We start from the raw sequence: 21,750 nt of genomic DNA, 5'->3' as shown, positions 1-21,750 counted from the left end.
CTGTTCCCCCTCTCTGTCACGGAGAGGGGATCACTGAAGCGGGAACTCCCTGGCCGTCACGTGGCCGAGATCGTCTATCAGTTCAGCTTTTACGCGCAGCGGTAAATTTCTCGCCAGGTTTGCCGCTTCAACGAAATAACGCTTTTCGCTGAAGGGCGAAACCATCATGTCCGGCTGCTGCCCGGCGGCATAAGTTTTGTCACCAGCGAGTAGCGAAATACCGGCAAATGAGACATGCCACGGCGAAGTGTTATGGCACACGATCTCAATATCTTTGCCGCTTTTTTCCCGATGAAAGCTGATTTTTTCCGCAATGTTATCGGGATCGCCAATTTTTTTCGGCCGCCAGAAGATTTTCATCTGCGTATTCATGGTCAGTACCACGCTCTGCGCCTGCGGCGAAATCGTGGAGGATTTGGGCGGGATCTCATACAGATTCAGCCAGAAAACGGATTCGCGATCCTCGGGCAATGCCTGCTGGTTATAGATCAGCCGTAGCCCCTGCATCGCCTGCGGTTCTAATTTGAACAGCGCCGGAACTGCAACAAATGGCGTTTTAATGCGATCGGGCATCGCCACGCTCGTGTTGCCGTTATCCACCCAGCTTTGCGCCATTACTGGCCAGCTATTGGTGTTCACCAGCATCAGACTCTGTTGCGTCTGCCCCTCTTTAAAAATCACCCGCGTTGAGGATGCGATGAGTCCGGCATGAGAGCAAAATGCGGCTGCCCACAGCGCCGCTAACACCATCGTTTTAACATGCTTTCTCATTGGACTTTCACCACAACATAAGCACTGGCATCCACTTTGCCCGGAGTGACCGTCTGGCCCGGAAGACGTGTCAGGAACGCATTGAAATGGACAATATATTCACTCAGTCCCGATGCGCCGCCATTGGAGATTTGTGTCGCTCCATCCCGCACAGAGTACCAGCCGCTGCTATTACCGAAGCGGCAGTCGCTTAGCGAACACCAGTACCAGCCGAGCAGATTGCGTGGTACGCCATCGCTGGCGTTCGCTATCTGGATACCGACACCCGTGGCAATGCCTGGGTAGCCATAGCGATCGGACAACAAATGACTTACACCGCCCAATGGATTCACCAGATTCAGCAGCTCGGCCATCGTGTAACTGTAATATGAGGTTTGAAATGCCAGCGCCGTCATACCCTGAGACGTCCCGCTTTGCGCCGCCCCCTCGCAGAGAATATTGACGTTGAAATTCGCCTGCGCCTTTTGCCCATTGTTCAAATCCGCGACGGAAATCGTTGGAAACAGCACGACAGGCGTGGTGCTTTTTGCCACACAGGTTGGCGTCGATACCAGTATTGAACCAGGCGTGGTAGCCGAGCCCATGGTTAGCGCCATCCAGTTATCCAGATACCAGCCAGTGTAATCCAGGGAAGCATCCCCGCTATCACAGTAAGCATCCGGGCTGCCGGGCGAGCAAAAAGAGACGTAACCATTAGGCTGGTTACAACTATAGAGACCCGAACTGAGCTGCGTTGAACGGCCACAATAGTCTGTAGGAGCCTGCCCTCTGGACGTGGTGGAACTCACACGAATCAGATCGGCGCGGATGGGGCTAAAATCTTTGACGCGAATATAAATTTGCTTGCCATCCGGTGAAACCGCGTAATTTTTCATCGGGATACGCTGATAATTACGGGTAAATACCGTACCCGAATTCATGTGCGTCAGACGTATCGCCACATGGCTAAACAGCGTGCCGTAGTAGTTGGGATAACCATCGGCAGCGCCCAAATCAAAAAATCCCCCGTTACGGTCATCGCCATTGGTGGCAATGATTTCGAAGATATTATTTTTATCCGCAATATCGCAGACCCACAGAACACTGTCCGGGCCTTTGTAACGCGGGTTACTCGCGAATGACACAATGCTTGAGCCAAGCGGCGAACCGATGGGATGGATCGCCAGGCTGGAGACGTTAACCGTTCCCAGCGATAAGCCAAGGCCAAAGGCATCTTCCTCGGTGCGGACGAAATCCGGCCCTTTATTACACACTGCGCCTGCGGAGAGGCTCGCGATTAAAAGGACGTTAAGTAAAATAGCGCGCAGTAAATTCATAAACAGCTCCGTCAATTAACGACAAGGCAGATCCATCAAAAGCAGCGGTTTTCGGGGCGATGTGGCATGCCACGTAAGCTGGCAGCTTTCCTTAGCGCCTTCACCCCAGCGCAGCCGCAGCTCCCCTTTTTTCTCGCTGGAACGCAGGTAGATCTGGTTAGCCTGCCCCACCATGCCGATATAGTTGTCATAGCCGTCATACACTAAGGTGCCCATCGGGATCGGCTCATTCGCCTGACGTTGTGCCGTGATCAACATCGCCTGGCCATTCAGGGTGTTAAAACGCACCCGAACCGTCGCGCCAGCATAGGGCGCAATGCGCTGCTGCGAGGTTTGCAGCTCGGCGTCATCGTTCATATTGCGGGGATCGAGGCCAATGCTATTGAACTGGTACGCGCCGAGCGTTGGCGCAATGGCGTAGCCAAATGCATCAATGCGTGCGCCCTGGCCGCCGATCACTTCAGCGCCGCTTGCGCCAGGCGCATCGATCAGGGCAAAACTGTCTCCTACCCAGTGTCCAAGCGTGATGCCTCCTTTATGCGCAACCGCCGACCCCTGTAGTGAAGCTGAGGCCTGCCAGTAATTTTTTGACGATGACCAGGAGAGTCCGGCATTGGCAAAAGAGAAATTTTGCTGCAAACCACCGCCCCACACCGACTGCTCTCCTTTGTCATCGGTAGAGTAATTCAGGCTGTAGTTCAGTGGATTTTTGTCGCCATACATACCGCTCAGCGTGGATTGATAACCGCCATCTGAATCGCTGCGGTGTGCGCTGGTCGAAAGAACAGGTGAGAGCGGCTGAGTTCCAAGCGGTACAGAGACCGAAAGCGACCACAGGGTTTGTATCTGGTCACGCAATGCAATCGTGTGTTCGTTACCGCTATCCTGCCAGGTATTGCTGGCGCTGGCGGGCGCAACGTTATAAGTACGCGCCACGCCAAGATTCAACGCGATGCCATAATCGAAGGTTTTATTCCAGTTGAACTGAAGTTGCTTATCGCGCTTTTTGTTATCGCGATAATCCTGCGTTGAGGCGGAGAGGTTAATGTTGCCGTAATCGCCTAATGTCTGGCCCGCCGAGATCTCAAGGCGATTGCGCTGTTTCCAGCTATGCGATTGCCACTGGGCACCATGTTTATAGGCCTCACGAGCCCCTAACGCGTCATACAATTCAGAGTATCCGGCCGTTGAATAGCGATAGCCTGCGAGCGTAAATGACGTTCCAGATTGCGGAATAAATTTGCTGTAGTTCGCCCGTAACGTCCAGCCGCTTCGGGTTCCTTCATCCGCCAGAGAGGCGCGGGAAAACAGGCTGGTCAAACCAAATGCGCCTGCGGAGGTAGTGTATACGCCTCCCAGCGAATAGCTCATATAGTCGGTTGCCAGCTGGTTGCCGAGGCTCAAAGTAAACGCATTCGTTAACCCTTGCCGCCAGACCACTTCGCTGAACACGTCCTTATCGCCGACATCCCGCGCCTGAGCCAGCGTGAAAACGTAATCTGAGGAGCCTGGTCGCATGGATTCAGACAGCGCGGAAAAAGGCACCGTAAAGGTATTAACGCTGCCATCGGCCTCATTGACGACAACGGTCAGGTCACCGGCGAAATTTGTCGGATAGAGATCGTCAATAATGAACGGGCCTGCCGCAACTGTCGTTTCATACAGCGTGGCTTTCCCCTGCAAGATAGTGACGTTAGCGTTAGTGTTAGCAATACCCCGCACAACGGGTGCATAGCCCCGGCGCGAATGGGGCAGCATACGCGTATCCGATGAAAGCTGGAGTCCGCGAAAACTCATCCCGGAGAAAAATTGTCCGTTCGTAAAGCCTTCACCCACCATTAATTCGCTGCGCAGCGGGTAAATGGCGCGCTGAAGATAACGACGGTTCGTATTCCAGCGGCTGCCTTCTTCATTGCTGTAGCTCAGGCTTGACTGCTGGCGGTAGCGCCACAGCCCAAGGTTAAAACCACCATTGAAATTCAGCCAGCTGGAATCCATGCTCTCTGCGCCGCCATGGCGCGACGTCACATGATATTGGTTGGCGATATAGTTCAGAAAGAGCATGCTTTCCCCGGCATCCAGGCTTGCTTCGCTGACGCTGCCGCGGGGAACGGATTTCAACAATGCCTGCGGCACACTAAAATCCATACGCAATTGTGCAAGATCATCTTTGATGATGACGCCCTTCATCACCTCATCATCATTCCAGTAGCAGGATGATTTCATCTCTGGCGTTAAGGCCTTCAGACCTAACGTTGTTAATAATTCAGATGGCAGGCAGGGGCTAATATTCTCTCCCCGGCGGGAATACTCTATTTCACTGTGCGTGATAAACTTACCGTTAAGATAAATATCCAGCGAGTGACGTCCTGGCGTTATCATTTCGCCTTTATTTAAACGATGCAGATCCTCAACCGATAACCCGCTGCCTCTTAATAATGAGGCATCAAAATAGAACCCCTCATCTTCCGCCGACGCTGAAAAAGACAAAACAGAAATCAGCCCCATAAAAATACGAAAGCAGGTTGAATGCAGATGCATTATAGTCACCAGAGTTGAGCAATATATTTATATCATCAAGCAGAAGTTTTACCGAACCAATGAATAGGTCTTGCTAAATACGCCGCCGTAATCATTTATTGCATTAATTGTTAATTTATCACCTGTGCCTTTCGGCAATACCCATTGAGCAGAAGAATATGGCGCAATCATTCCCGTCGACTTAACCGCTATATTTTTCTTTCCATTGTCTATAAAAGCACTAACAACGGATATATGCCACGGGCTGGTATTTTTAATATCAATCTTTTGATCATGCAGGCTGACATTCAACTCATCTAGTGATTTATTTGCATCACCAACGAGACCGGCAGGCCGGTAAAATATTTTCATCCGGCTTTTTACCAGCATGGTTAAAGAGTTTTTACCCTGTGCAGCGGCACTTTTTGCGGGGTATTGCAGGAAATTCAACCAGAAAAGAGATTCTCTGTCCTGTGGCAGCGCTATTCCCGTAAATTTCAGCCGCAGGCTATGCTGCGCGTGCGGATTAACGCGGAAAATAGAGGGCATTGCGATAAAAGGTGCGTCTGCCGTTGCTGCTGTTGAATTTGGATTATTTTTGTCAGTCCACACTTGCACTAAAAAAGGGGTGTCGCCAGCATTAGTGAAATCAAGAGATTTTTCTTTAATATCTGCTTCGTAAATAATACGAGTTCCGAGCATCGTCACGCTGGCAGAAGCATTGCCAATAACTGAAGAGAACAGGAAGACAGAGAAAAAAGCAGAGAATAATTTATGTTTTGACATGCTCATTTTAACTCCATAAAAAGCGCTGCATGAAGCAGCGCCTTAGAGGGTGTTACATGTAAGTTACGGCAAACTGCACCTGCGCTTCTACAGTACCCGCCGTAGATACACCGGTTGCAAAATAACGCGCAGTCAGGTCGTAGGTTGCGCTGGTATTCGCGCCACCAACAGACTGGGAGGCGGTCTGGGCTTTATTTCCCACAAAATCCAGTGCGGTAGTGCCTTCCATTAATTGGATCGCAACATTTGATGCCGGAGAAGTTGTCGCAGTATTTTTCAAATTCATACCATCAACATCATTAGCAACAAAAAGAACGCTTGCGTTAGAGGTTTGCGCTCCGCAACCAGACAGCATTACAGTGAATGGAGTTTCACCGGTAGTATCTCCTGCATTAGCCAATTGCGCTTTTGCAGCGGTCGGCAGAAGAATAACCGGAGCAGAGCTGCTGCCATTTACAGTAATATTACAGGTTTGTTCACTTACTTCACCCATAAAACGCACAGTATTATTTGACATTGCAGCAAAAGAAGCAGTACTTACACCAAAAGCAAAAACAGCGGTTGCCGCACAAATAGCTTTCATACGATTCATAAAAAACCTTAATTCAAAATTGACATTCCATATCAAGATGATTTACCAGGCGGTAAACGTCTTAAATCCGAAAACAAAAATACACCTGCAACCATATGCTGTAAATGCAGATAAAAAAGCAAAATTAAAACAATAATTGAATTAGCATCCACTCAGAAAATAAAACAAGGAATATTATTCACATCAATAACAATTTAAAAACAAAAACATCATTACAACAAAGAGTTAAAGTGGTAAGAGGTGTATGCGCATCCGCATAAAAACAAAAATATAGAATAAAATATTAGGAATACATCTATATTAAAAGACGTTGTCACGCGCCTACAAAAACATGCCAGAAATAGATTATTAAGAACAGGAAGGATTGTTAGCATTAATGCGTACATCTCCTTCCCGATATAAGAAATCCTTTAGGATCAGAATATATAATTAACTCTGCTCTGCCACTAAAATAGCCTGTGTATCAGGTTCCAGCGCTTTAAAAATATGCTCCTGATCCGCCGGGTAGCAGATGTAATCCCCTTCACCTAACTCCTCTGGTGCTTCGGTTAGCCCCACCAGCGCGCGCCCCTGCGTCACGATAATATGCTCGACAGAACCCTGCGGATGAGGATGCGAAATACGGTCCGCGCCCGGCTGCGTCAGCAGCAGGTAGATATCGCGCCGCGCGCCTGGCGGGCAGGCAGCCAGTAAAATCGCCTGATAATTAGCCTGTTCAGCAATCACTTTGGTGCCTTCACCGCGGCGAATCACCTGTGTTTTCGGGCTTTGCGGTTCCAGCAGTCGGGCAAAGGGGATATCCAGCGCCACGCACAACGCCCACAAGGTTTCCAGGCTGGGATTGCCATTCCCGGCTTCCAATTGAGACAGCGTGGATTTGGCGATCCCGGCGCGGCGGGCAATTTCTGCCAGCGAAAGGCCGGTTCGCTGACGCTCGCGCACCAGACTTTTGGCTATGATGCTAATTGGTTGTGTCATACACGACCCCAAACGTTCATTTAATCGAACGAATCGTTCTTATTGAAAAACGATTCAGATGTGTTCATTATAATGGATAAACGTTCGATATGGCTAAAATGAGATGTTTACACAACACTTCGCATCGCTAAAAAGCGATACCATCAAAGCAATATTCCTTGTTTGCCTGGCGGTCGGCGTCGTCGGCGTCTCCTACGGATCGCTGGCCATGGCGTACGGCTTTCCCTTGTGGGTACCGCTTGCGCTCTCCACGCTGGTACTGGCGGGTGCCAGCGAGTTTATGTTCATCGGCATTGTTGCCAGCGGTGGTAATCCACTGGCAGCCTCCATTGCTGGCTTACTGGTTAATGCCCGACACATACCTTTTGGCGTCACGGTGCGTGAACTGGTCGGTCAGCGGGCGGCGGGTTTTCTCGGCTGCCACATTATGAATGACGAAAGCGTGGTGTTCGGTTTGTCGCAGCCTACGCCGGAACAGCGTAAAGCCGCTTACTGGTTGTGCGGATTGGGCGTCGCGCTGCTGTGGCCTGTGGGTGTACTGGTTGGCGCGGCGGTCGGTACGCTGTTACCGGCACCGGAAACCATCGGGCTCGACGCAGTATTCCCGGCGATCCTGCTGGCGCTGGTGTTACCGGCGCTGAAAAAACGCACCACGCTGATCCGCGCTTCCAGCGGTGCGCTGTTATCACTGGCAACCGTTCCCTTCGCCCCGGTTGGCTTACCGGTGCTGCTCTCTTTACTGGGTTTACTGACGAGGAAGAAATAATGGTCAGCGTTTCCTTAATTATCGGCGGCATCGCGGTTCTTTCCGTTGGCACTTATTTGATGCGCTTCGGCGGCGCAAAACTCGGCAGCAGGCTGGCGCTCTCAGAGCACTCACAGGCACTACTTTCCGACGCAGCAACGACGTTGTTATTCGCGGTCGCGCTGGCGGCCATGCTCTACGAAGGGGATCATTTTGCCGGAATGGCACGTGTGCTGGGCGTGGTGTTTGCCCTTTTCCTGGCCTGGCGAAAGATGCCGCTCATTGTGGTGATCATCTCGGCGGCCGTGGTGACGGCGCTGTTGCGCCTGGCGGGAATGCATTAAAAAAAAAGCGCCCGCAGGCGCTCTTTCGACAATATTGCAATTTATTTGGTCAGTTCGGCAGTCATATGAACCTGGTTGCCGTTGTACGCTTCGGTGATGTGGTAAGAAGAAGCGCCTGCCTGCTGAGCCTGAGCGGCTATTTGTGCTTCTGCACCGCTGAGAGTGGTGTCAGTTACGCTTACAGACTGGGCAGCAAAAGAACCGAAAGAAGCAGACAGAGCGATAACAGCGACAAAAGTTTTGATGCTTTTCATGATATAAACCCTTACGTTAATTTGTTGTAGTGAGGCACCGTGCCTCGATGAAATAAATACTAGACCTGTTCACTCACAACAAAAAGCGGAAGGATTTGTTCTCATCATTCAAAATTACTGATTAACAATTAACCGCTGTGGATGGGTATAGATCGTCGCCCTGCCCGGCTTACAAAAACCGACCAGCGTCAGGTTGCAGCGTTCCGCCACTTCCACGGCCAGCGTTGTCGCCGCCGATACCGCAAACAGAATTTCTACGCCGCACATCGCCGATTTTTGCACCATTTCATAGCTGGCGCGGCTGGACACCAGCACCGCTCCTTGCTCCCACGCTTCACCTTCACGCGCGCGATGACCAAGCAGCTTATCCAGCGCTACATGACGCCCGACATCTTCATGGCCGCCCGTCAGTTCGCCGGATGGCAACATCCACGCGGCCGCATGCGTACAACCGGTTAACTGCCCGACCGGCTGAAAATCGGTTAAATGCGCCAGTGCGTTATCCAGTAACGCCAAATCAAAGCGCTGCGTGAACGGCAGCGGCGCTATCGGCTTGCCGATATCGTTGAGCTGCTCCACACCGCACACGCCACAGCCGGTTCGCCCGGCCAGCGCGCGCCGCCGCTCTTTTAACCCCATAAAACGGCGGCTGGAGAGTTCGATTTGCACTTCGAGACCGTTACATGAAGGCACCACATCCATGCCGTAAATTTCCGCCGGGTTTTCGATAATCCCTTCGGATAAGGAGAAGCCAATCGCGAACCATTCGAGATCTTTTGGCGAGGCCATCATCACTACATGGGAGATGCCGTTGTAGACCAGCGCGACAGGAACTTCTTCCGCCAGCATATCCGGCTGCGTCTGCTGTAAATCGGCGCGTTTCCACAGGGAAACCTCGCGGGCCCCTGTGACGGATGTTGCATTTTCGTGCTTTTTAGGGTGCAAATCGTTCACTTTGTCTTAACCGTTATCAAACAAGCGTACCAACAATATGGTATTCTTCGCGTATATCCCTTGGGGAAAAGAGGGAATAGCAGCGATTCTGAGGACTTACGACAGAATTGACCTACCTATATTGTAGTAATCTTCGTTGCTAATCCCCCAGGATGAGGGATTACCAGCAATTCTGAACCTTTGCGAAAACCACCGCAAAGAAAAAACGATAAGAGTAATGTCGAACCAGGAGCAAACCATGCAGGTCAGCAGAAGGCAGTTCTTTAAGATCTGCGCTGGCGGTATGGCAGGAACAACGGCTGCGGCATTGGGCTTTGCCCCCAATATCGCACTTGCGGAAACACGGCAGTATAAGCTGCTGCGCACCCGTGAAACCCGTAATACCTGCACATATTGTTCCGTCGGCTGTGGGCTGTTGATGTACAGCCTCGGCGACGGTGCCAAGAACGCCAAAGCGTCAATCTTTCATATCGAGGGTGACCCGGATCATCCGGTAAACCGTGGCGCGCTGTGCCCGAAAGGCGCAGGTCTGGTGGATTTCATCCACTCGGAAAGCCGCCTGAAATACCCGGAATACCGTGCGCCAGGCTCTGATAAATGGCAGCGCATCACGTGGGATGATGCGTTTGACCGCATCGCGAAGCTGATTAAAGCCGACCGCGACGCCAACTTTATCGCGCAAAATGCCGCAGGCACCACCGTCAACCGCTGGCTGAGCACCGGGATGCTGTGCGCATCCGCGTCCAGCAATGAAACTGGCTATTTAACGCAAAAATTCACCCGCGCACTCGGCATGTTAGCCGTCGACAACCAGGCGCGTGTCTGACACGGACCAACGGTAGCAAGTCTTGCTCCAACATTTGGTCGCGGTGCGATGACCAACCACTGGGTCGACATGAAGAACGCCAACCTTATCATTGTGATGGGTGGGAACGCGGCTGAAGCACATCCGGTGGGATTCCGCTGGGCGATGGAAGCCAAGATCCATAATGGCGCGAAGCTGATTGTTATCGATCCGCGCTTTACGCGTACCGCCTCTGTTGCGGATTTCTATACGCCGATTCGTTCCGGTACTGACATTGCCTTCCTGTCAGGCGTGTTGCTGTACCTGATGACCAACGAAAAATATAACCGCGAATATACCGAAGCCTATACCAACGCCAGCCTGATCGTGCGGGAAGATTATGGTTTCGAAGATGGCCTGTTTACTGGCTATGACGCGGATAAACGTAAATACGACAAAACCAGCTGGAACTACGAACTGGATGAGAAAGGTTTCGCCAAACGCGATACCACGCTCACCCATCCGCGCTGCGTATGGAACCTGCTGAAACAGCACGTTTCTCGCTATACGCCGGACGTGGTTGAAAACATCTGCGGGACGCCAAAAGCGGATTTCCTGAAGGTGTGCGAATACATCGCCGAAACCAGTGTGCATGATAAAACGGCCTCGTTCCTCTATGCGCTGGGCTGGACGCAGCACTCTGTCGGTGCGCAAAACATTCGCACCATGGCGATGATCCAGCTGCTGCTGGGGAACATGGGGATGGCTGGTGGCGGCGTAAACGCCCTGCGCGGTCACTCCAACATTCAGGGACTGACGGACCTTGGTTTGCTGTCACAAAGCCTGCCGGGCTATATGACGCTGCCGAGTGAGAAACAGGCCGATCTCCAGACCTATCTTGCCGCCAACACGCCGAAACCGCTGCTTGAAGGCCAGGTAAACTACTGGGGTAACTACCCGAAATTCTTCGTTTCGATGATGAAAGCCTTCTTTGGCGACAAAGCCACGGCGGAAAATAGCTGGGGCTTTGACTGGTTGCCGAAGTGGGACAAAAGTTACGACGTTCTGCAGTACTTCGACATGATGTACAAAGGCCAGGTAAACGGCTATCTGTGCCAGGGCTTTAACCCGGTGGCCTCGTTCCCGAACAAGAACAAGGTTGTGGCATCGCTGTCGAAACTGAAATTCCTGGTGACCATCGATCCGCTGAACACCGAAACCTCGACTTTCTGGCAAAACCACGGCGAGTCAAACGATGTCGATCCGGCGAAAATCCAGACCGAAGTGTTCCGTCTGCCTTCAACCTGCTTCGCCGAAGAGAACGGCTCGATCGTGAACTCCGGCCGCTGGCTGCAATGGCACTGGAAAGGCGCTGACGGCCCGGGTGAAGCTGTGACCGATGGCGAGATCCTCGCCGGTATCTTTACGCGCCTGCGTAAGATGTATGCCGAAGAGGGTGGCGCGTGCCCGGAACCGGTGCTGAATATGACCTGGAACTACTCCACCCCGCATGAACCGGCATCGGAAGAAGTGGCGATGGAGAGCAACGGTAAAGCACTGGCAGACATTATCGATCCGGCGACGGGCGCGGTAATCGTCAAAAAAGGCCAGCAGCTTAGCTCGTTTGCTCAACTGCGCGATGACGGCACCACCTCCAGCGGTTGCTGGATCTTCGCCGGTAGCTGGACGCCGGATGGCAACCAGATGGCACGTCGCGATAACGCCGATCCGTCAGGCCTTGGCAATACGCTGGGCTGGGCGTGGGCATGGCCGCTTAACCGCCGCATTCTTTACAACCGTGCTTCTGCCGATCCGCAGGGTAAACCGTGGGATCCGAAGCGTCAGTTGCTGAAGTGGGACGGCGCGAAGTGGGCCGGCGTGGATATTCCGGACTACAGCGCTGCCGCGCCAGGCAGCGATGTCGGGCCGTTTATCATGCAGCCGGAAGGGATGGGTCGCCTGTTTGCTATTGATAAGATGGCGGAAGGGCCGTTCCCGGAACACTACGAGCCGTTTGAAACGCCGCTGGGCACGAACCCGCTGCACCCGAACGTCGTATCCAACCCGGCAGCCCGCGTCTTTAAAGACGATATGGAAGCCATGGGTAAAGCGGATAAATTCCCTTATGTCGGCACCACTTACCGTCTGACCGAGCACTTCCACTACTGGACCAAGCACGCGCTGCTTAACGCTATCGCGCAGCCAGAACAGTTTGTGGAGATCGGTGAGAAGCTGGCGGGCAAGCTGGGCATCGTTCAGGGTGATACGGTTCGTGTCTCCTCCAACCGTGGCTATATCAAAGCCAAAGCGGTGGTGACCAAGCGTATCCGCACGCTGAAAGTGAACGGCAAAGATGTCGATACCATCGGTATTCCTATTCACTGGGGTTACGAAGGTGTGGCGAAGAAAGGTTTTATCGCCAATACGTTAACGCCGTTCGTCGGCGATGCGAACACCCAAACGCCGGAGTTCAAGGCGTTCCTGGTGAATGTGGAAAAGGTGTAACGGAGACGACTTATGGCTTATCAATCGCAAGACATCATCCGTCGTTCCGCAACTAACGGCTTCACGCCCGCGCCACAGGCGCGGGATCACCAGCAGGAAGTGGCGAAACTTATCGACGTCACCACCTGTATTGGCTGTAAAGCCTGTCAGGTGGCCTGTTCCGAGTGGAACGACATCCGTGATGAAGTGGGGCATAACGTCGGGGTGTATGACAACCCGGCGGATCTGACCGCGAAATCCTGGACGGTTATGCGCTTCTCGGAAGTGGAGCAGAACGACAAACTGGAGTGGCTGATCCGTAAAGATGGCTGCATGCACTGCGCCGATCCTGGTTGTCTGAAAGCATGCCCGTCAGAAGGAGCTATCATTCAGTATGCCAACGGCATTGTCGACTTCCAGTCTGAGCAGTGCATCGGCTGCGGTTACTGCATCGCGGGCTGCCCGTTCGATGTGCCGCGTCTGAACCCGGAAGACAACCGCGTCTACAAATGTACGCTGTGCGTTGACCGTGTCACCGTGGGCCAGGAACCGGCATGCGTGAAAACCTGCCCGACCGGCGCTATCCACTTTGGCTCCAAAGAGGATATGAAAACCCTCGCTGGCGAACGCGTCGCGGAGCTGAAAACCCGCGGTTACGATAACGCCGGGCTGTACGATCCGGCGGGCGTTGGCGGAACACATGTAATGTACGTGCTGCATCACGCCGACAAGCCGAATCTGTATCACGGCCTGCCGGAAAACCCGCAGATCAGTGCAACCGTGAAGTTCTGGAAAGGCATCTGGAAACCGCTTGCGGCGGTCGGCTTTGCAGCGACCTTCGCGGCCAGCATCTTCCACTATGTCGGTGTCGGTCCGAACCGTGCTGAAGAGGAAGACGATAACCTGCATGAAGAGAAAGACGAGGTGCGCAAATGAAAAAACGTGACACCATCGTGCGCTACACGGCACCGGAGCGCATTAACCACTGGGTCACCGCCTTCTGCTTCGTGCTGGCGGCGGTGAGCGGGCTGGGGTTTTTCTTCCCCTCCTTCAACTGGTTAATGGGGATTCTCGGTACGCCGCAGCTGGCGCGCATTCTCCATCCGTTCGTCGGTGTGGTGATGTTTGCGTCGTTTATCATCATGTTTTTCCGCTACTGGCACCATAACCTCATCACCAGGGATGATATCTTTTGGGCGAAGAATATTCGTAAGATTGTCGTCAATGAGGAAGTGGGCGACACCGGGCGATATAACTTCGGTCAGAAATGCGTGTTCTGGGCGGCGATTATTTTCCTGGTGTTGCTACTGGTAAGCGGCGTGGTTATCTGGCGCCCTTACTTCGCGCCAGCGTTCCCTATTCCGCTAATCCGATTAGCGCTGATGGTGCATTCATTTGCCGCAGTCGCGTTAATTGTGGTTATTATGGTGCATATTTACGCCGCCCTGTGGGTTAAAGGCACCATAACCGCAATGGTGGAAGGCTGGGTCACCAGCTCGTGGGCGAAGAAACATCACCCGCGCTGGTACCGGGAAGTTCGCAAGACAACGGAAAAATCGACTGAATGAGTATTCGCATAATCCCGCAAGATGAGCTGGAGAAGAGCGATAAACGCACGGCGGAAGTTATTCCGCCGTTATTATTCCCCAGACTGAAAAATCTCTACAACCGCCGCGCAGAGCGTCTGCGCGAACTTGCAGAGAGTAACCCGCTGGGTGATTACCTGCGTTTTGCTGCGCTTATCGCCCATGCCCAGGAAGTGGTGCTGTACGACCACCCCTTGCAAATCGACCTGACAGCGCGCATTAAAGAAGCCGCTGAACAGGGTAAACCGCCGCTCGATATTCACGTGCTGCCGCGTGATACACACTGGCACAAACTGCTGCATTCGCTCATCGCCGAGCTGAAGCCGGAGATGAGCGGCCCGGCGCTGGCGGTCATTGAGAACCTGGAAAAGGCCTCCGCGCAGGAACTGGAAGCAATGGCCAGCGCGCTGTTTGCTGCTGACTTCGCCGCTGTGAGCAGCGATAAATCGCCGTTTATCTGGGCCGCGCTGTCGCTCTACTGGGCGCAAATGGCCAGCCTGATCCCAGGAAAAGCCCGTGCTGAATATGGTGAACAACGCCAGTTCTGCCCGGTGTGCGGCGCCATGCCGGTTTCCAGCGTGGTACATATCGGCACAACGCAGGGGCTGCGTTACCTGCACTGCAATCTGTGCGAAACCGAATGGCACGTGGTGCGCGTCAAATGTAGCAACTGCGAGCAGACCCGCGATCTGCACTACTGGTCGCTGGATAATGAGCAGGCAGCCATTAAAGCCGAAAGTTGCGGCGACTGCGGCACTTACCTGAAGATCCTGTACCAGGAAAAAGACCCGAACGTCGAACCGGTGGCCGATGACTTAGCTTCGCTGGTGCTTGATGCCCGCATGGAGCAGGAAGGTTTCGCCCGTAGCTCCATCAACCCGTTCCTCTTCCCGGGCGAAGGGGAATAATCCTGACAGGTCGCGGTAAGCTGTGCTTACCCGGCCTGCCATTGTTTCCATATCAGTCTTGCTATTCTGTTCCTGCCCAATTTAGCCCTCCTCACCGAAATCTGTCGCAACGTTAATGATTTCAGTACATTTTGCAGCACACCATACCGCCACTTTCGGCAAAAACAAGCGGGTTCAAAAGTTATAAACCGGCTTTACGAGCAGCCTTCCAAATTTGTGCTTTCCACAAAATCAGCCGTTCCCATTTCATAAAAACCAGGCTATAAAACTGGATATTTATACAGATATAGGTGAGCGGAATGGCACTGGAAAAAGGCATTGCCGGGTTGGTGAGCGACTTTATCGCCGCCGGGCGCCCATCGGCGCGCGCCAGAAGTATTGATGAACGGCGCGCGGGTTATATCGCCAGCGCGTCGCTTGCCGGGGAAACAGAAACCCGCGTTCGGGTTGAAGACGTCACACTTGAAGGCGTGACGCTGCGCGTGTTCTCGCCGCTGGAGGCCAACGGTAAACTGCCTGCGCTGATCTATTACCACGGCGGCTGCTTTATCAGCGGCGGGTTTGCCACTCATGATAAACAGTTGCGTCAGTTAGCGTGGTACAGCGGCTGTCGGGTGATTGCCGTGCAGTATCGGCTGGCGCCGGAACATCGCTGGCCTGCTGCGCACGATGATGCGCTACAGGGTGCAGAGGTGATATGGAAAAATGCCGAACGTCTCAACGTTGATCCGCAACGAATTACGCTAGCGGGCGACAGCGCAGGCGGCCATCTGGCGCTGGTCACAGCGCTACGATTGAAGGCAGCGGCAGTCTGGCAACCCGCGCAACTGGTGTTGATCTACCCAATGCTGGATGCCACGGCCTACTTCGACAGCTATACCTTTAACGGTTCTGATTACGTCATAACCCGTGATGCGCTGCTGTCAGGCTACGAAATGTATCTTGGCGATACAGACCGCCTGCTATCGGATGTCAGCCCGCTATGGCGCGATGATTTCGCAGGTCTGCCGCCGGTACACATTATTACGGCAGAGTTCGATCCGCTGTGCGATGAAGGGGAAGCGTTATACCAGCATATGACGGACCAGGGCGTAAATTGTACCTGTTCCCGCTACCTCGGCGTTATTCATGGCTTCTTCCAGCTTGCCGGTATCAGCCAGAGCGCCCGTGATGCCATACAAGACGTGGCCGCACGCGTGGCCAGAGCATAAAACCCAAAGGAGAGCCGATGTCTGTCGTAAGCCCCGTAGAACAGCAGTTCGCCGCGTACAATGACCATGATATTGAAGCGTTCGTCGCATGCTTTAGTGAAGATTTCACCGCCTACCGTTTGCCCTCCATAGTGCCATCGCTGCAAGGGCGGGAAGCCTTACGCGAGTTCTATGCCGGGCACCGTTTTAATAACCCGGCGCTCCGCGCAGAGCTGCTCTCGCGTACGGTGATGGGCAATAAGGTGTTCGATCACGAAAAAATCTACGGCATTGGCGAATCGGTCATCGAAAATATGGCGGTTTATGAAGTGCAGGATGGGCGCATCACCACCGCGTGGTTTTTCTTTGCGCAGTGAAGAGCAGCAATAAGGCTGCGCGCCTGCGTCAACAAGCGCGCGGTCGGTTACTCTTCTTCGTTGCCGCCCTCTTCATAAGGGCCAAAAGGTTTCGCGGGCAGTACGATGTAAATCCCTTCGAAAATCGCACCCTGCTTGCCCTCGCCAAACAGCTCAACCTGAAGCTGCACGCGCGCTTTACGCCCGCGCGCCAGGCGATCGAGATCGCCGCTTAACGAACCGAGATCGGCAATCGCGCTGGGTTTGCCCGTAATTGGCGTGCTGTATCGAATGTGTGCATCGGCCAGAATAATGGTGCCGCCAAGATGTCGTTCGCGCAGCATCAGCCAGATCAACCCCCAGCCAGTCAACGTCGCCAGCGAAAAAAGGCTGCCGGCAAACAGCGTATGGTGCGGGTTCTGGTTGCCGGTCTCCGGCATGGTAGTGATAAATTTCTGCCCGGTGTACTGCTGAATACGCACGCCCATCTTTTCGCTCAGCGGAATATGCTCGTACCAGGCTTGTTGCAGCTGTCCGCACCAGTCGCCGCGATGCAGAATATCGTCCAGCGTGGCCACGGGTTTGATCATCAAAAAATGGCGCACCGGCGTGGTTTGCGGCGCGGTGATCTCCCCTTCATTGATAAACCCGAGCTTGGCAAAAAACTCTACGGCATCTTCGCGGGCGCTACAGGTCACCCGCTTCACCCCTTCCTGACGGGCAACGGATTCCAGCGTCATCGCCATCAACGTGCCCAGCCCTTTATCCTGCACAGAAGGGTGCACGGCCATAAAACGAATTGAGGCTTCATTGTCGGCGTTGATATACAGCCTGCCGACCGCCACCATATTGCCCTCTTCATCAACCACCATCTGGTGATGCGCCATTGCATCCCATGCATCGCGTTCGGAACCTTTTGGCTGATGCAGGGGTTTGCGCAGCATTTCCCAGCGGAACTGGTAATAACGCTCTAACTCTTCTTCAGTCTGCGGTACGCGGAGGTGATACATAGCGGTGTTCTCTCTTGTGGCTCTGGGCCACGCCGCAAGCTGGCTCATATCTGCAACCAGAATGTGACAGGACCATCGTTGACCAGCGAAACCTGCATGTCGGCAGCGAATCGCCCGGTTTGCGTTTCCATCTGCTGGCTGCGGCAACGTTCGACAAAGTAGTTATACAGCGCTTCCGCTTTATCCGGCGCGGCGCCTCTGGAAAACCCAGGACGCATTCCGCGTTCAGTGTCCGCCGCCAGCGTAAATTGCGACACCACCAGCACGCTCCCACCTGCCTGCTGGACGTTAAGATTCATTTTTCCTTCAGCGTCGCTAAAAATGCGATACCCCAGCACTCGCTCGCACAGGCGGTTCGCTTTTTGTTCATCGTCTTCCCTTTCGACCCCTAACAACACTAAAAGTCCCGGACCAATTTCGCCCGTCACCTCGCCCGCCACGCTAACGCTTGCGCGGGAAACACGTTGGATTAATGCAATCATGGTTGGTCTGCTTCTTCTTGCTGTGCGGCTATTTTGAGTTTTCGGTATTCACCGAGAGTGACAGTTATTTCTGCACCTAGCAAGACGATACACCAGGTCCAGTAGACCCAGAGGAACAAAATCGGGATGACAGCCAGCACGCCATAAATAAGCTGGTAGGAAGGGAACATGGTGATATAGAGGCCAAACACTTTCTTGCCCAACTCGAACAACAGTGCCGCGACAAAGGCGCCGATAATGGCGTCGCGGTTAGGCACCCGCGTCGTGGGTACAATGCTGTAAAGCAGCCAGAAAGAGAGCCAGGATAAAATCAGCGGGAAAATCCGCAGCACATCATCAATCACGCTGTTCAGTTCACTGGCCCAGCGCAGTGACAGCAAATAGGAACTAATGGCAAGGCTGGCACCTGCCAGTAGTGGCCCAAGCGTGAGGATCATCCAGTACACCGCAAATGAGTAAACATGCGGGCGAACCCGCGTGCTGCGCCAGATAGTGTTCAGCGCCGTATCAATGGAGTACATCAACAGCAGTGATGTGACGATCAGCCCGCACGCACCGACAGCGGTCATTTTGGTGGAGTTCGCCACAAACTGCTCAATATAGTTCTGAATGACATCGCCGGTTGCCGGAATAAAATTGGCAAACACAAAATGACGTAGCTGAATGCTGATTTCAGAAAACATTGGAAATGCAGCAAACAGCGCGAATATCACGGCGATCAGCGGCACCAGCGAGAGCAACGAGACGTAAGCGAGATTCCCCGCCAGCGTCGTCATATGATCTTCATCGATGCGCTGCCAGAGTAGTTTTAACCATGACCACAATACGCGCGCGCGATGTCTGGCATGCTGCCGAACGTTTTTTAGCATAACTGCTTCGCGAAATAATCGGGGATCGTCGTTTTGCCCGTTACCAGAATACTGGTGATACCCAGTTGTTCTGCGCCAGCGATATTGTCAGCATTGTCATCGAAAAAGATGGCATCGTCGGCAGAAAAGCCTTCAAGTGATAATACTTGCTGATAAATGCGTGCTTCGGGCTTACGCATCCCCATTTCCTGGGAAAGATAGATATGATCGGCAGCAGCCTGGATTTCGGGATACTGCTCCGGCCAGTAAGTGGTATGCAGGCGGTTGGTATTCGACAGAACCACCACGCGATGCCCCTGCGCGCGCAACTTGTGCATGATGTCGATAACGTCGCTACGCAGAGCGACAAACACCGCCTGCCAGCCGGTAGAAAATTGCTCGTAGCTCAGCGGCATTTCCATCTCTTCACACAGCGCTTTGGCAAAATCCTCGTCGCTGATCTCTCCGCGCTCATGCTGATGAAAAGCCTCGCCCATGGTGAAACTCTGTTTCAAATTCGCCAGCGGCACACGGCTGAAATCACTCCAGGCACCCAGCACCCGATTAAAGTCGATATCGACAATCACATTACCTAAATCAAAGATATAGAGCATTTCTCTCTCCTTGCCAGCCGTGGAGAGTTAACTGTAGCGGTAAAGTGTGAAATTGAATAGTTTACCGTCTCACATGCGGGCATAAAAAAAGCCGCTGAATATCAGCGGCTTTTTCACGGAAAAGAGGAGAAATTACTCTTCTTTTGCACCGCGCATTGCGCGTTTACGATCGTTTTCCGTCAGGTGACGTTTACGAATACGGATAGACAGCGGGGTCACTTCTACCAGTTCGTCGTCATCGATAAACTCCAGAGCCTGCTCCAGGGTCATCTTAACCGGTGGAACCAGAACCGTTGCTTCGTCCGTACCGGACGCACGCATGTTGGTCAGTTTCTTACCGGTCAGGCAGTTTACCGTCAGGTCGTTAGAACGGCTATGAATACCGATGATCTGGCCTTCATAAACTTCCGCACCGTGACCAAGGAACAACTTACCGCGATCCTGCAAACCGAACAGCGCGAACGCTACCGCTTTACCCTGACCGTTGGAGATCAGTACGCCGTTGTTACGCTGACCAACTTCACCCGGACGAACATCGTCATAGTGGCTGAAGGTGGAGTACAGCAGACCGGTACCGGAAGTCATGGTCATGAACTCAGAGCGGAAGCCGATCAGGCCACGGCTTGGGATCACGTAGTCAAGACGTACGCGACCTTTGCCATCCGGATTCATGTTTTTCAGGTCGCCTTTACGCTCGCCCAGCGCCTGCATGACAGAACCCTGGTGCTGCTCTTCAACGTCCAGCGTCACGTTTTCAAACGGTTCCTGACGGCGGCCGTCGATTTCACGGAAGATAACTTTCGGACGGGAAACCGCCATCTCGAAACCTTCACGACGCATGTTCTCGATCAGAACAGACAGGTGCAGCTCACCACGACCGGAAACGCGGAATGCATCAGCGTCTTCAGTTTCTTCAACGCGCAGCGCAACGTTATGCACCAGCTCTTTGTTCAGGCGGTCAAGGATCTGACGTGAAGTCACGTACTTACCTTCTTTACCACAGAACGGAGAGGTGTTGACGTTGAAGAACATAGTTACGGTCGGCTCATCAACAGACAGCGCCGGCAGCGCTTCCACATTCTGCGGGTCGCAGATGGTGTCGGAGATGTTCAGTTCGCCCAGACCGGTGATCGCGATGATATCGCCGGCTTCAGCGATTTCGCTGTCGATACGTTCCAGACCCAGATGGGTCAGTACCTTACCGACTTTACCGTTGCGGGTTTTGCCTTCGCTATCAATGATAGTAACCTGCTGGTTCGGCTTCACTTTACCGCGTTTGATACGACCAATACCGATAACACCAACGTAGTTGTTGTAGTCGAGCTGGGAGATCTGCATTTGCAGGGTCCCGTCGAGATCAACGTTCGGTGCCGGTACATGGTCAACAATCGCCTGATACAGCGGGGTCATGTCTTCAGCCATGTCTTCATGGTCCATACCCGCGATACCGTTCAACGCAGAAGCGTAAACGATCGGGAAGTCCAGCTGTTCGTCGGTCGCGTCGAGGTTAACGAACAGATCGAAGACCTGATCAACAACCCAGTCCGGACGCGCGCCAGGACGGTCAACTTTGTTGATTACCACAATCGGCTTGAGGCCATGGGCAAATGCTTTTTTGGTCACGAAGCGCGTTTGCGGCATCGGGCCGTCAAACGCATCAACCACCAGCAGCACGGAATCGACCATGGACATCACACGCTCAACTTCACCACCGAAGTCGGCGTGCCCAGGGGTATCAACGATGTTGATACGGTAATCATTCCATTTGATAGCGGTGTTTTTCGCGAGGATGGTAATCCCACGCTCTTTCTCCAAATCGTTGGAGTCCATCACACGCTCTTGAGTTTCAGCACGTTCGTCGAACGTACCGGATTGCTGCAGCAGCTTGTCAACCAGGGTTGTTTTACCATGGTCAACGTGAGCAATGATGGCGATGTTACGCAGATTTTCGATCACAACTTTGCCTCAGGCATTAGAAATAGCGAGTTATTGTACACGTATTAATCGAAGGACAAAACAGGATCACAAACATCCTCCGCAAACAAGTATTGCAGAGTTGCTTTGTGATCGCTTTCACGGAGCGTTAAAAGGGCCGCCAACAAAAAATTGCACCAATACGGTGCTTAATGTTCACACGAAAGCACTATATTGGTGCAACTTAACCATCATGGTGCAGCCCTTTTGCACTATACCGGGCATAATAACGCCTTTTGAGGGGCATTTAAAAG

21 protein-coding genes are annotated in these 21,750 nt (G+C 53.1%); 8 read left to right on the top strand and 13 right to left on the bottom strand.

Annotated features, from left to right (window positions below; all coding sequences use genetic code 11):
- Nucleotides 1-30: 30 nt before the first annotated feature.
- The 6 genes from DK872_RS23980 to DK872_RS23955 form a co-directional block, all read right to left on the bottom strand.
- Nucleotides 31-771 (bottom strand): molecular chaperone, encoded by a 741-nt coding sequence (locus tag DK872_RS23980; protein WP_161518908.1) that lies wholly within the window; start codon nucleotides 769-771, stop codon nucleotides 31-33.
- The gene (locus DK872_RS23975; protein ID WP_090398640.1) at nucleotides 768-2,087 is read right to left on the bottom strand and encodes a fimbrial protein; all 1,320 of its coding nucleotides are present in this window, start codon (nucleotides 2,085-2,087) and stop codon (nucleotides 768-770) included. The genes DK872_RS23980 and DK872_RS23975 overlap by 4 nt, the downstream gene beginning before the upstream one ends.
- A 15-nt stretch (nucleotides 2,088-2,102) precedes the next feature.
- On the bottom strand, nucleotides 2,103-4,628 hold the full coding sequence (locus DK872_RS23970) for a fimbria/pilus outer membrane usher protein (RefSeq protein WP_161518907.1): 2,526 nt from the start codon (nucleotides 4,626-4,628) through the stop codon (nucleotides 2,103-2,105).
- A 48-nt stretch (nucleotides 4,629-4,676) separates the two neighbouring features.
- Nucleotides 4,677-5,399, bottom strand: coding sequence for a molecular chaperone (locus DK872_RS23965; RefSeq protein WP_051644046.1), 723 nt, complete (start codon nucleotides 5,397-5,399; stop codon nucleotides 4,677-4,679).
- A 46-nt stretch (nucleotides 5,400-5,445) separates the two neighbouring features.
- A complete protein-coding gene (locus DK872_RS23960; protein WP_051644045.1) occupies nucleotides 5,446-5,985 on the bottom strand; it encodes a fimbrial protein in 540 nt (179 codons plus the stop codon).
- Nucleotides 5,986-6,414: 429 nt separating this feature from the next.
- Nucleotides 6,415-6,963 carry a helix-turn-helix domain-containing protein gene (locus DK872_RS23955; protein WP_007369317.1) on the bottom strand — a complete coding sequence of 183 codons (549 nt, stop codon included), beginning with the start codon at nucleotides 6,961-6,963 and terminating at the stop codon, nucleotides 6,415-6,417.
- 103 nt (nucleotides 6,964-7,066) lie between these two features.
- Between DK872_RS23955 and DK872_RS23950 the strand changes: the two genes are divergently transcribed.
- Nucleotides 7,067-7,729: an AzlC family ABC transporter permease gene (locus tag DK872_RS23950; RefSeq protein WP_161518906.1), complete on the top strand. Its 663-nt coding sequence runs from the start codon at nucleotides 7,067-7,069 to the stop codon at nucleotides 7,727-7,729.
- Complete coding sequence (locus tag DK872_RS23945; RefSeq protein WP_007369319.1) at nucleotides 7,729-8,052, top strand: AzlD domain-containing protein; 324 nt, start codon at nucleotides 7,729-7,731, stop codon at nucleotides 8,050-8,052. The genes DK872_RS23950 and DK872_RS23945 overlap by 1 nt, the downstream gene beginning before the upstream one ends.
- A gap of 41 nt (nucleotides 8,053-8,093) precedes the next feature.
- Here DK872_RS23945 and DK872_RS23940 read toward each other — a convergent pair whose 3' ends face one another.
- Both DK872_RS23940 and fdhD read right to left on the bottom strand, forming a co-directional pair.
- Nucleotides 8,094-8,306 carry a YdgH/BhsA/McbA-like domain containing protein gene (locus DK872_RS23940; protein WP_007369320.1) on the bottom strand — a complete coding sequence of 71 codons (213 nt, stop codon included), beginning with the start codon at nucleotides 8,304-8,306 and terminating at the stop codon, nucleotides 8,094-8,096.
- A gap of 114 nt (nucleotides 8,307-8,420) precedes the next feature.
- Nucleotides 8,421-9,260, bottom strand: coding sequence for a formate dehydrogenase accessory sulfurtransferase FdhD (gene fdhD, locus DK872_RS23935; protein ID WP_007369321.1), 840 nt, complete (start codon nucleotides 9,258-9,260; stop codon nucleotides 8,421-8,423).
- A 238-nt stretch (nucleotides 9,261-9,498) separates the two neighbouring features.
- Between fdhD and fdnG the strand changes: the two genes are divergently transcribed.
- From fdnG to DK872_RS23905, 6 genes are all read left to right on the top strand, one after another.
- Nucleotides 9,499-12,549: a formate dehydrogenase-N subunit alpha gene (fdnG, locus tag DK872_RS23930; RefSeq protein WP_161518905.1), complete on the top strand. Its 3,051-nt coding sequence runs from the start codon at nucleotides 9,499-9,501 to the stop codon at nucleotides 12,547-12,549.
- 12 nt (nucleotides 12,550-12,561) lie between these two features.
- Nucleotides 12,562-13,464, top strand: a complete 903-nt coding sequence (fdxH, locus tag DK872_RS23925; protein ID WP_035890345.1) for a formate dehydrogenase subunit beta — start codon at nucleotides 12,562-12,564, stop codon at nucleotides 13,462-13,464.
- Nucleotides 13,461-14,096 carry a formate dehydrogenase cytochrome b556 subunit gene (fdoI, locus tag DK872_RS23920; protein WP_007369325.1) on the top strand — a complete coding sequence of 212 codons (636 nt, stop codon included), beginning with the start codon at nucleotides 13,461-13,463 and terminating at the stop codon, nucleotides 14,094-14,096. The genes fdxH and fdoI overlap by 4 nt, the downstream gene beginning before the upstream one ends.
- Nucleotides 14,093-15,022 carry a formate dehydrogenase accessory protein FdhE gene (fdhE, locus tag DK872_RS23915; protein WP_007369326.1) on the top strand — a complete coding sequence of 310 codons (930 nt, stop codon included), beginning with the start codon at nucleotides 14,093-14,095 and terminating at the stop codon, nucleotides 15,020-15,022. The genes fdoI and fdhE overlap by 4 nt, the downstream gene beginning before the upstream one ends.
- 299 nt (nucleotides 15,023-15,321) lie before the next feature.
- The gene (locus DK872_RS23910) at nucleotides 15,322-16,233 is read left to right on the top strand and encodes an alpha/beta hydrolase (protein WP_161518904.1); all 912 of its coding nucleotides are present in this window, start codon (nucleotides 15,322-15,324) and stop codon (nucleotides 16,231-16,233) included.
- 17 nt (nucleotides 16,234-16,250) lie between these two features.
- Complete coding sequence (locus DK872_RS23905; protein WP_161518903.1) at nucleotides 16,251-16,589, top strand: nuclear transport factor 2 family protein; 339 nt, start codon at nucleotides 16,251-16,253, stop codon at nucleotides 16,587-16,589.
- 47 nt (nucleotides 16,590-16,636) lie between these two features.
- Here the strand turns inward: DK872_RS23905 and fabY are convergent, their stop codons facing one another.
- The 5 genes from fabY to typA all read right to left on the bottom strand — a co-directional run bounded on the left by fabY (nucleotide 16,637) and on the right by typA (nucleotide 21,478).
- Entirely contained in the window at nucleotides 16,637-17,578 is a 942-nt protein-coding gene (gene fabY, locus DK872_RS23900) for a fatty acid biosynthesis protein FabY (protein WP_007369329.1), read from the bottom strand.
- Nucleotides 17,579-17,622: 44 nt separating this feature from the next.
- Entirely contained in the window at nucleotides 17,623-18,060 is a 438-nt protein-coding gene (gene dtd, locus DK872_RS23895) for a D-aminoacyl-tRNA deacylase (protein ID WP_007369330.1), read from the bottom strand.
- Nucleotides 18,057-18,929 (bottom strand): virulence factor BrkB family protein, encoded by an 873-nt coding sequence (locus DK872_RS23890; protein ID WP_007369331.1) that lies wholly within the window; start codon nucleotides 18,927-18,929, stop codon nucleotides 18,057-18,059. Before DK872_RS23890 ends, dtd begins: the two co-directional genes overlap by 4 nt.
- Nucleotides 18,923-19,522: a glucose-1-phosphatase gene (gene yihX, locus DK872_RS23885; protein WP_007369332.1), complete on the bottom strand. Its 600-nt coding sequence runs from the start codon at nucleotides 19,520-19,522 to the stop codon at nucleotides 18,923-18,925. Before yihX ends, DK872_RS23890 begins: the two co-directional genes overlap by 7 nt.
- A 132-nt stretch (nucleotides 19,523-19,654) precedes the next feature.
- Nucleotides 19,655-21,478 carry a ribosome-dependent GTPase TypA gene (gene typA, locus DK872_RS23880; RefSeq protein ID WP_007369333.1) on the bottom strand — a complete coding sequence of 608 codons (1,824 nt, stop codon included), beginning with the start codon at nucleotides 21,476-21,478 and terminating at the stop codon, nucleotides 19,655-19,657.
- Between the last annotated feature and the right edge of the window lie 272 nt (nucleotides 21,479-21,750).

Source organism: Kosakonia sp. MH5, assembly GCF_009935945.1.
GTDB lineage: Bacteria > Pseudomonadota > Gammaproteobacteria > Enterobacterales > Enterobacteriaceae > Kosakonia > Kosakonia radicincitans.
Note: the sequence above shows the minus strand (reverse complement) of the source record. Positions and strands in the feature narration are given on the sequence as shown.

What these genes read in the sequence shown, in the direction of transcription:
- DK872_RS23955 (WP_007369317.1), bottom strand. Translation starts at nt 6,963, where the DNA reads ATGACACAACCAATTAGCATCATAGCCAAAAGTCTGGTGCGCGAGCGT.
- yihX (WP_007369332.1), bottom strand. Translation starts at nt 19,522, where the DNA reads ATGCTCTATATCTTTGATTTAGGTAATGTGATTGTCGATATCGACTTT.
- fdoI (WP_007369325.1), top strand. Translation starts at nt 13,461, where the DNA reads ATGAAAAAACGTGACACCATCGTGCGCTACACGGCACCGGAGCGCATT.
- DK872_RS23960 (WP_051644045.1), bottom strand. Translation starts at nt 5,985, where the DNA reads ATGAATCGTATGAAAGCTATTTGTGCGGCAACCGCTGTTTTTGCTTTT.
- dtd (WP_007369330.1), bottom strand. Translation starts at nt 18,060, where the DNA reads ATGATTGCATTAATCCAACGTGTTTCCCGCGCAAGCGTTAGCGTGGCG.
- fabY (WP_007369329.1), bottom strand. Translation starts at nt 17,578, where the DNA reads ATGTATCACCTCCGCGTACCGCAGACTGAAGAAGAGTTAGAGCGTTAT.
- DK872_RS23970 (WP_161518907.1), bottom strand. Translation starts at nt 4,628, where the DNA reads ATGCATCTGCATTCAACCTGCTTTCGTATTTTTATGGGGCTGATTTCT.
- fdxH (WP_035890345.1), top strand. Translation starts at nt 12,562, where the DNA reads ATGGCTTATCAATCGCAAGACATCATCCGTCGTTCCGCAACTAACGGC.
- DK872_RS23905 (WP_161518903.1), top strand. Translation starts at nt 16,251, where the DNA reads ATGTCTGTCGTAAGCCCCGTAGAACAGCAGTTCGCCGCGTACAATGAC.
- DK872_RS23945 (WP_007369319.1), top strand. Translation starts at nt 7,729, where the DNA reads ATGGTCAGCGTTTCCTTAATTATCGGCGGCATCGCGGTTCTTTCCGTT.
- DK872_RS23965 (WP_051644046.1), bottom strand. Translation starts at nt 5,399, where the DNA reads ATGAGCATGTCAAAACATAAATTATTCTCTGCTTTTTTCTCTGTCTTC.
- DK872_RS23980 (WP_161518908.1), bottom strand. Translation starts at nt 771, where the DNA reads ATGAGAAAGCATGTTAAAACGATGGTGTTAGCGGCGCTGTGGGCAGCC.
- DK872_RS23975 (WP_090398640.1), bottom strand. Translation starts at nt 2,087, where the DNA reads ATGAATTTACTGCGCGCTATTTTACTTAACGTCCTTTTAATCGCGAGC.
- fdhE (WP_007369326.1), top strand. Translation starts at nt 14,093, where the DNA reads ATGAGTATTCGCATAATCCCGCAAGATGAGCTGGAGAAGAGCGATAAA.
- DK872_RS23950 (WP_161518906.1), top strand. Translation starts at nt 7,067, where the DNA reads ATGTTTACACAACACTTCGCATCGCTAAAAAGCGATACCATCAAAGCA.
- DK872_RS23890 (WP_007369331.1), bottom strand. Translation starts at nt 18,929, where the DNA reads ATGCTAAAAAACGTTCGGCAGCATGCCAGACATCGCGCGCGCGTATTG.
- DK872_RS23910 (WP_161518904.1), top strand. Translation starts at nt 15,322, where the DNA reads ATGGCACTGGAAAAAGGCATTGCCGGGTTGGTGAGCGACTTTATCGCC.
- DK872_RS23940 (WP_007369320.1), bottom strand. Translation starts at nt 8,306, where the DNA reads ATGAAAAGCATCAAAACTTTTGTCGCTGTTATCGCTCTGTCTGCTTCT.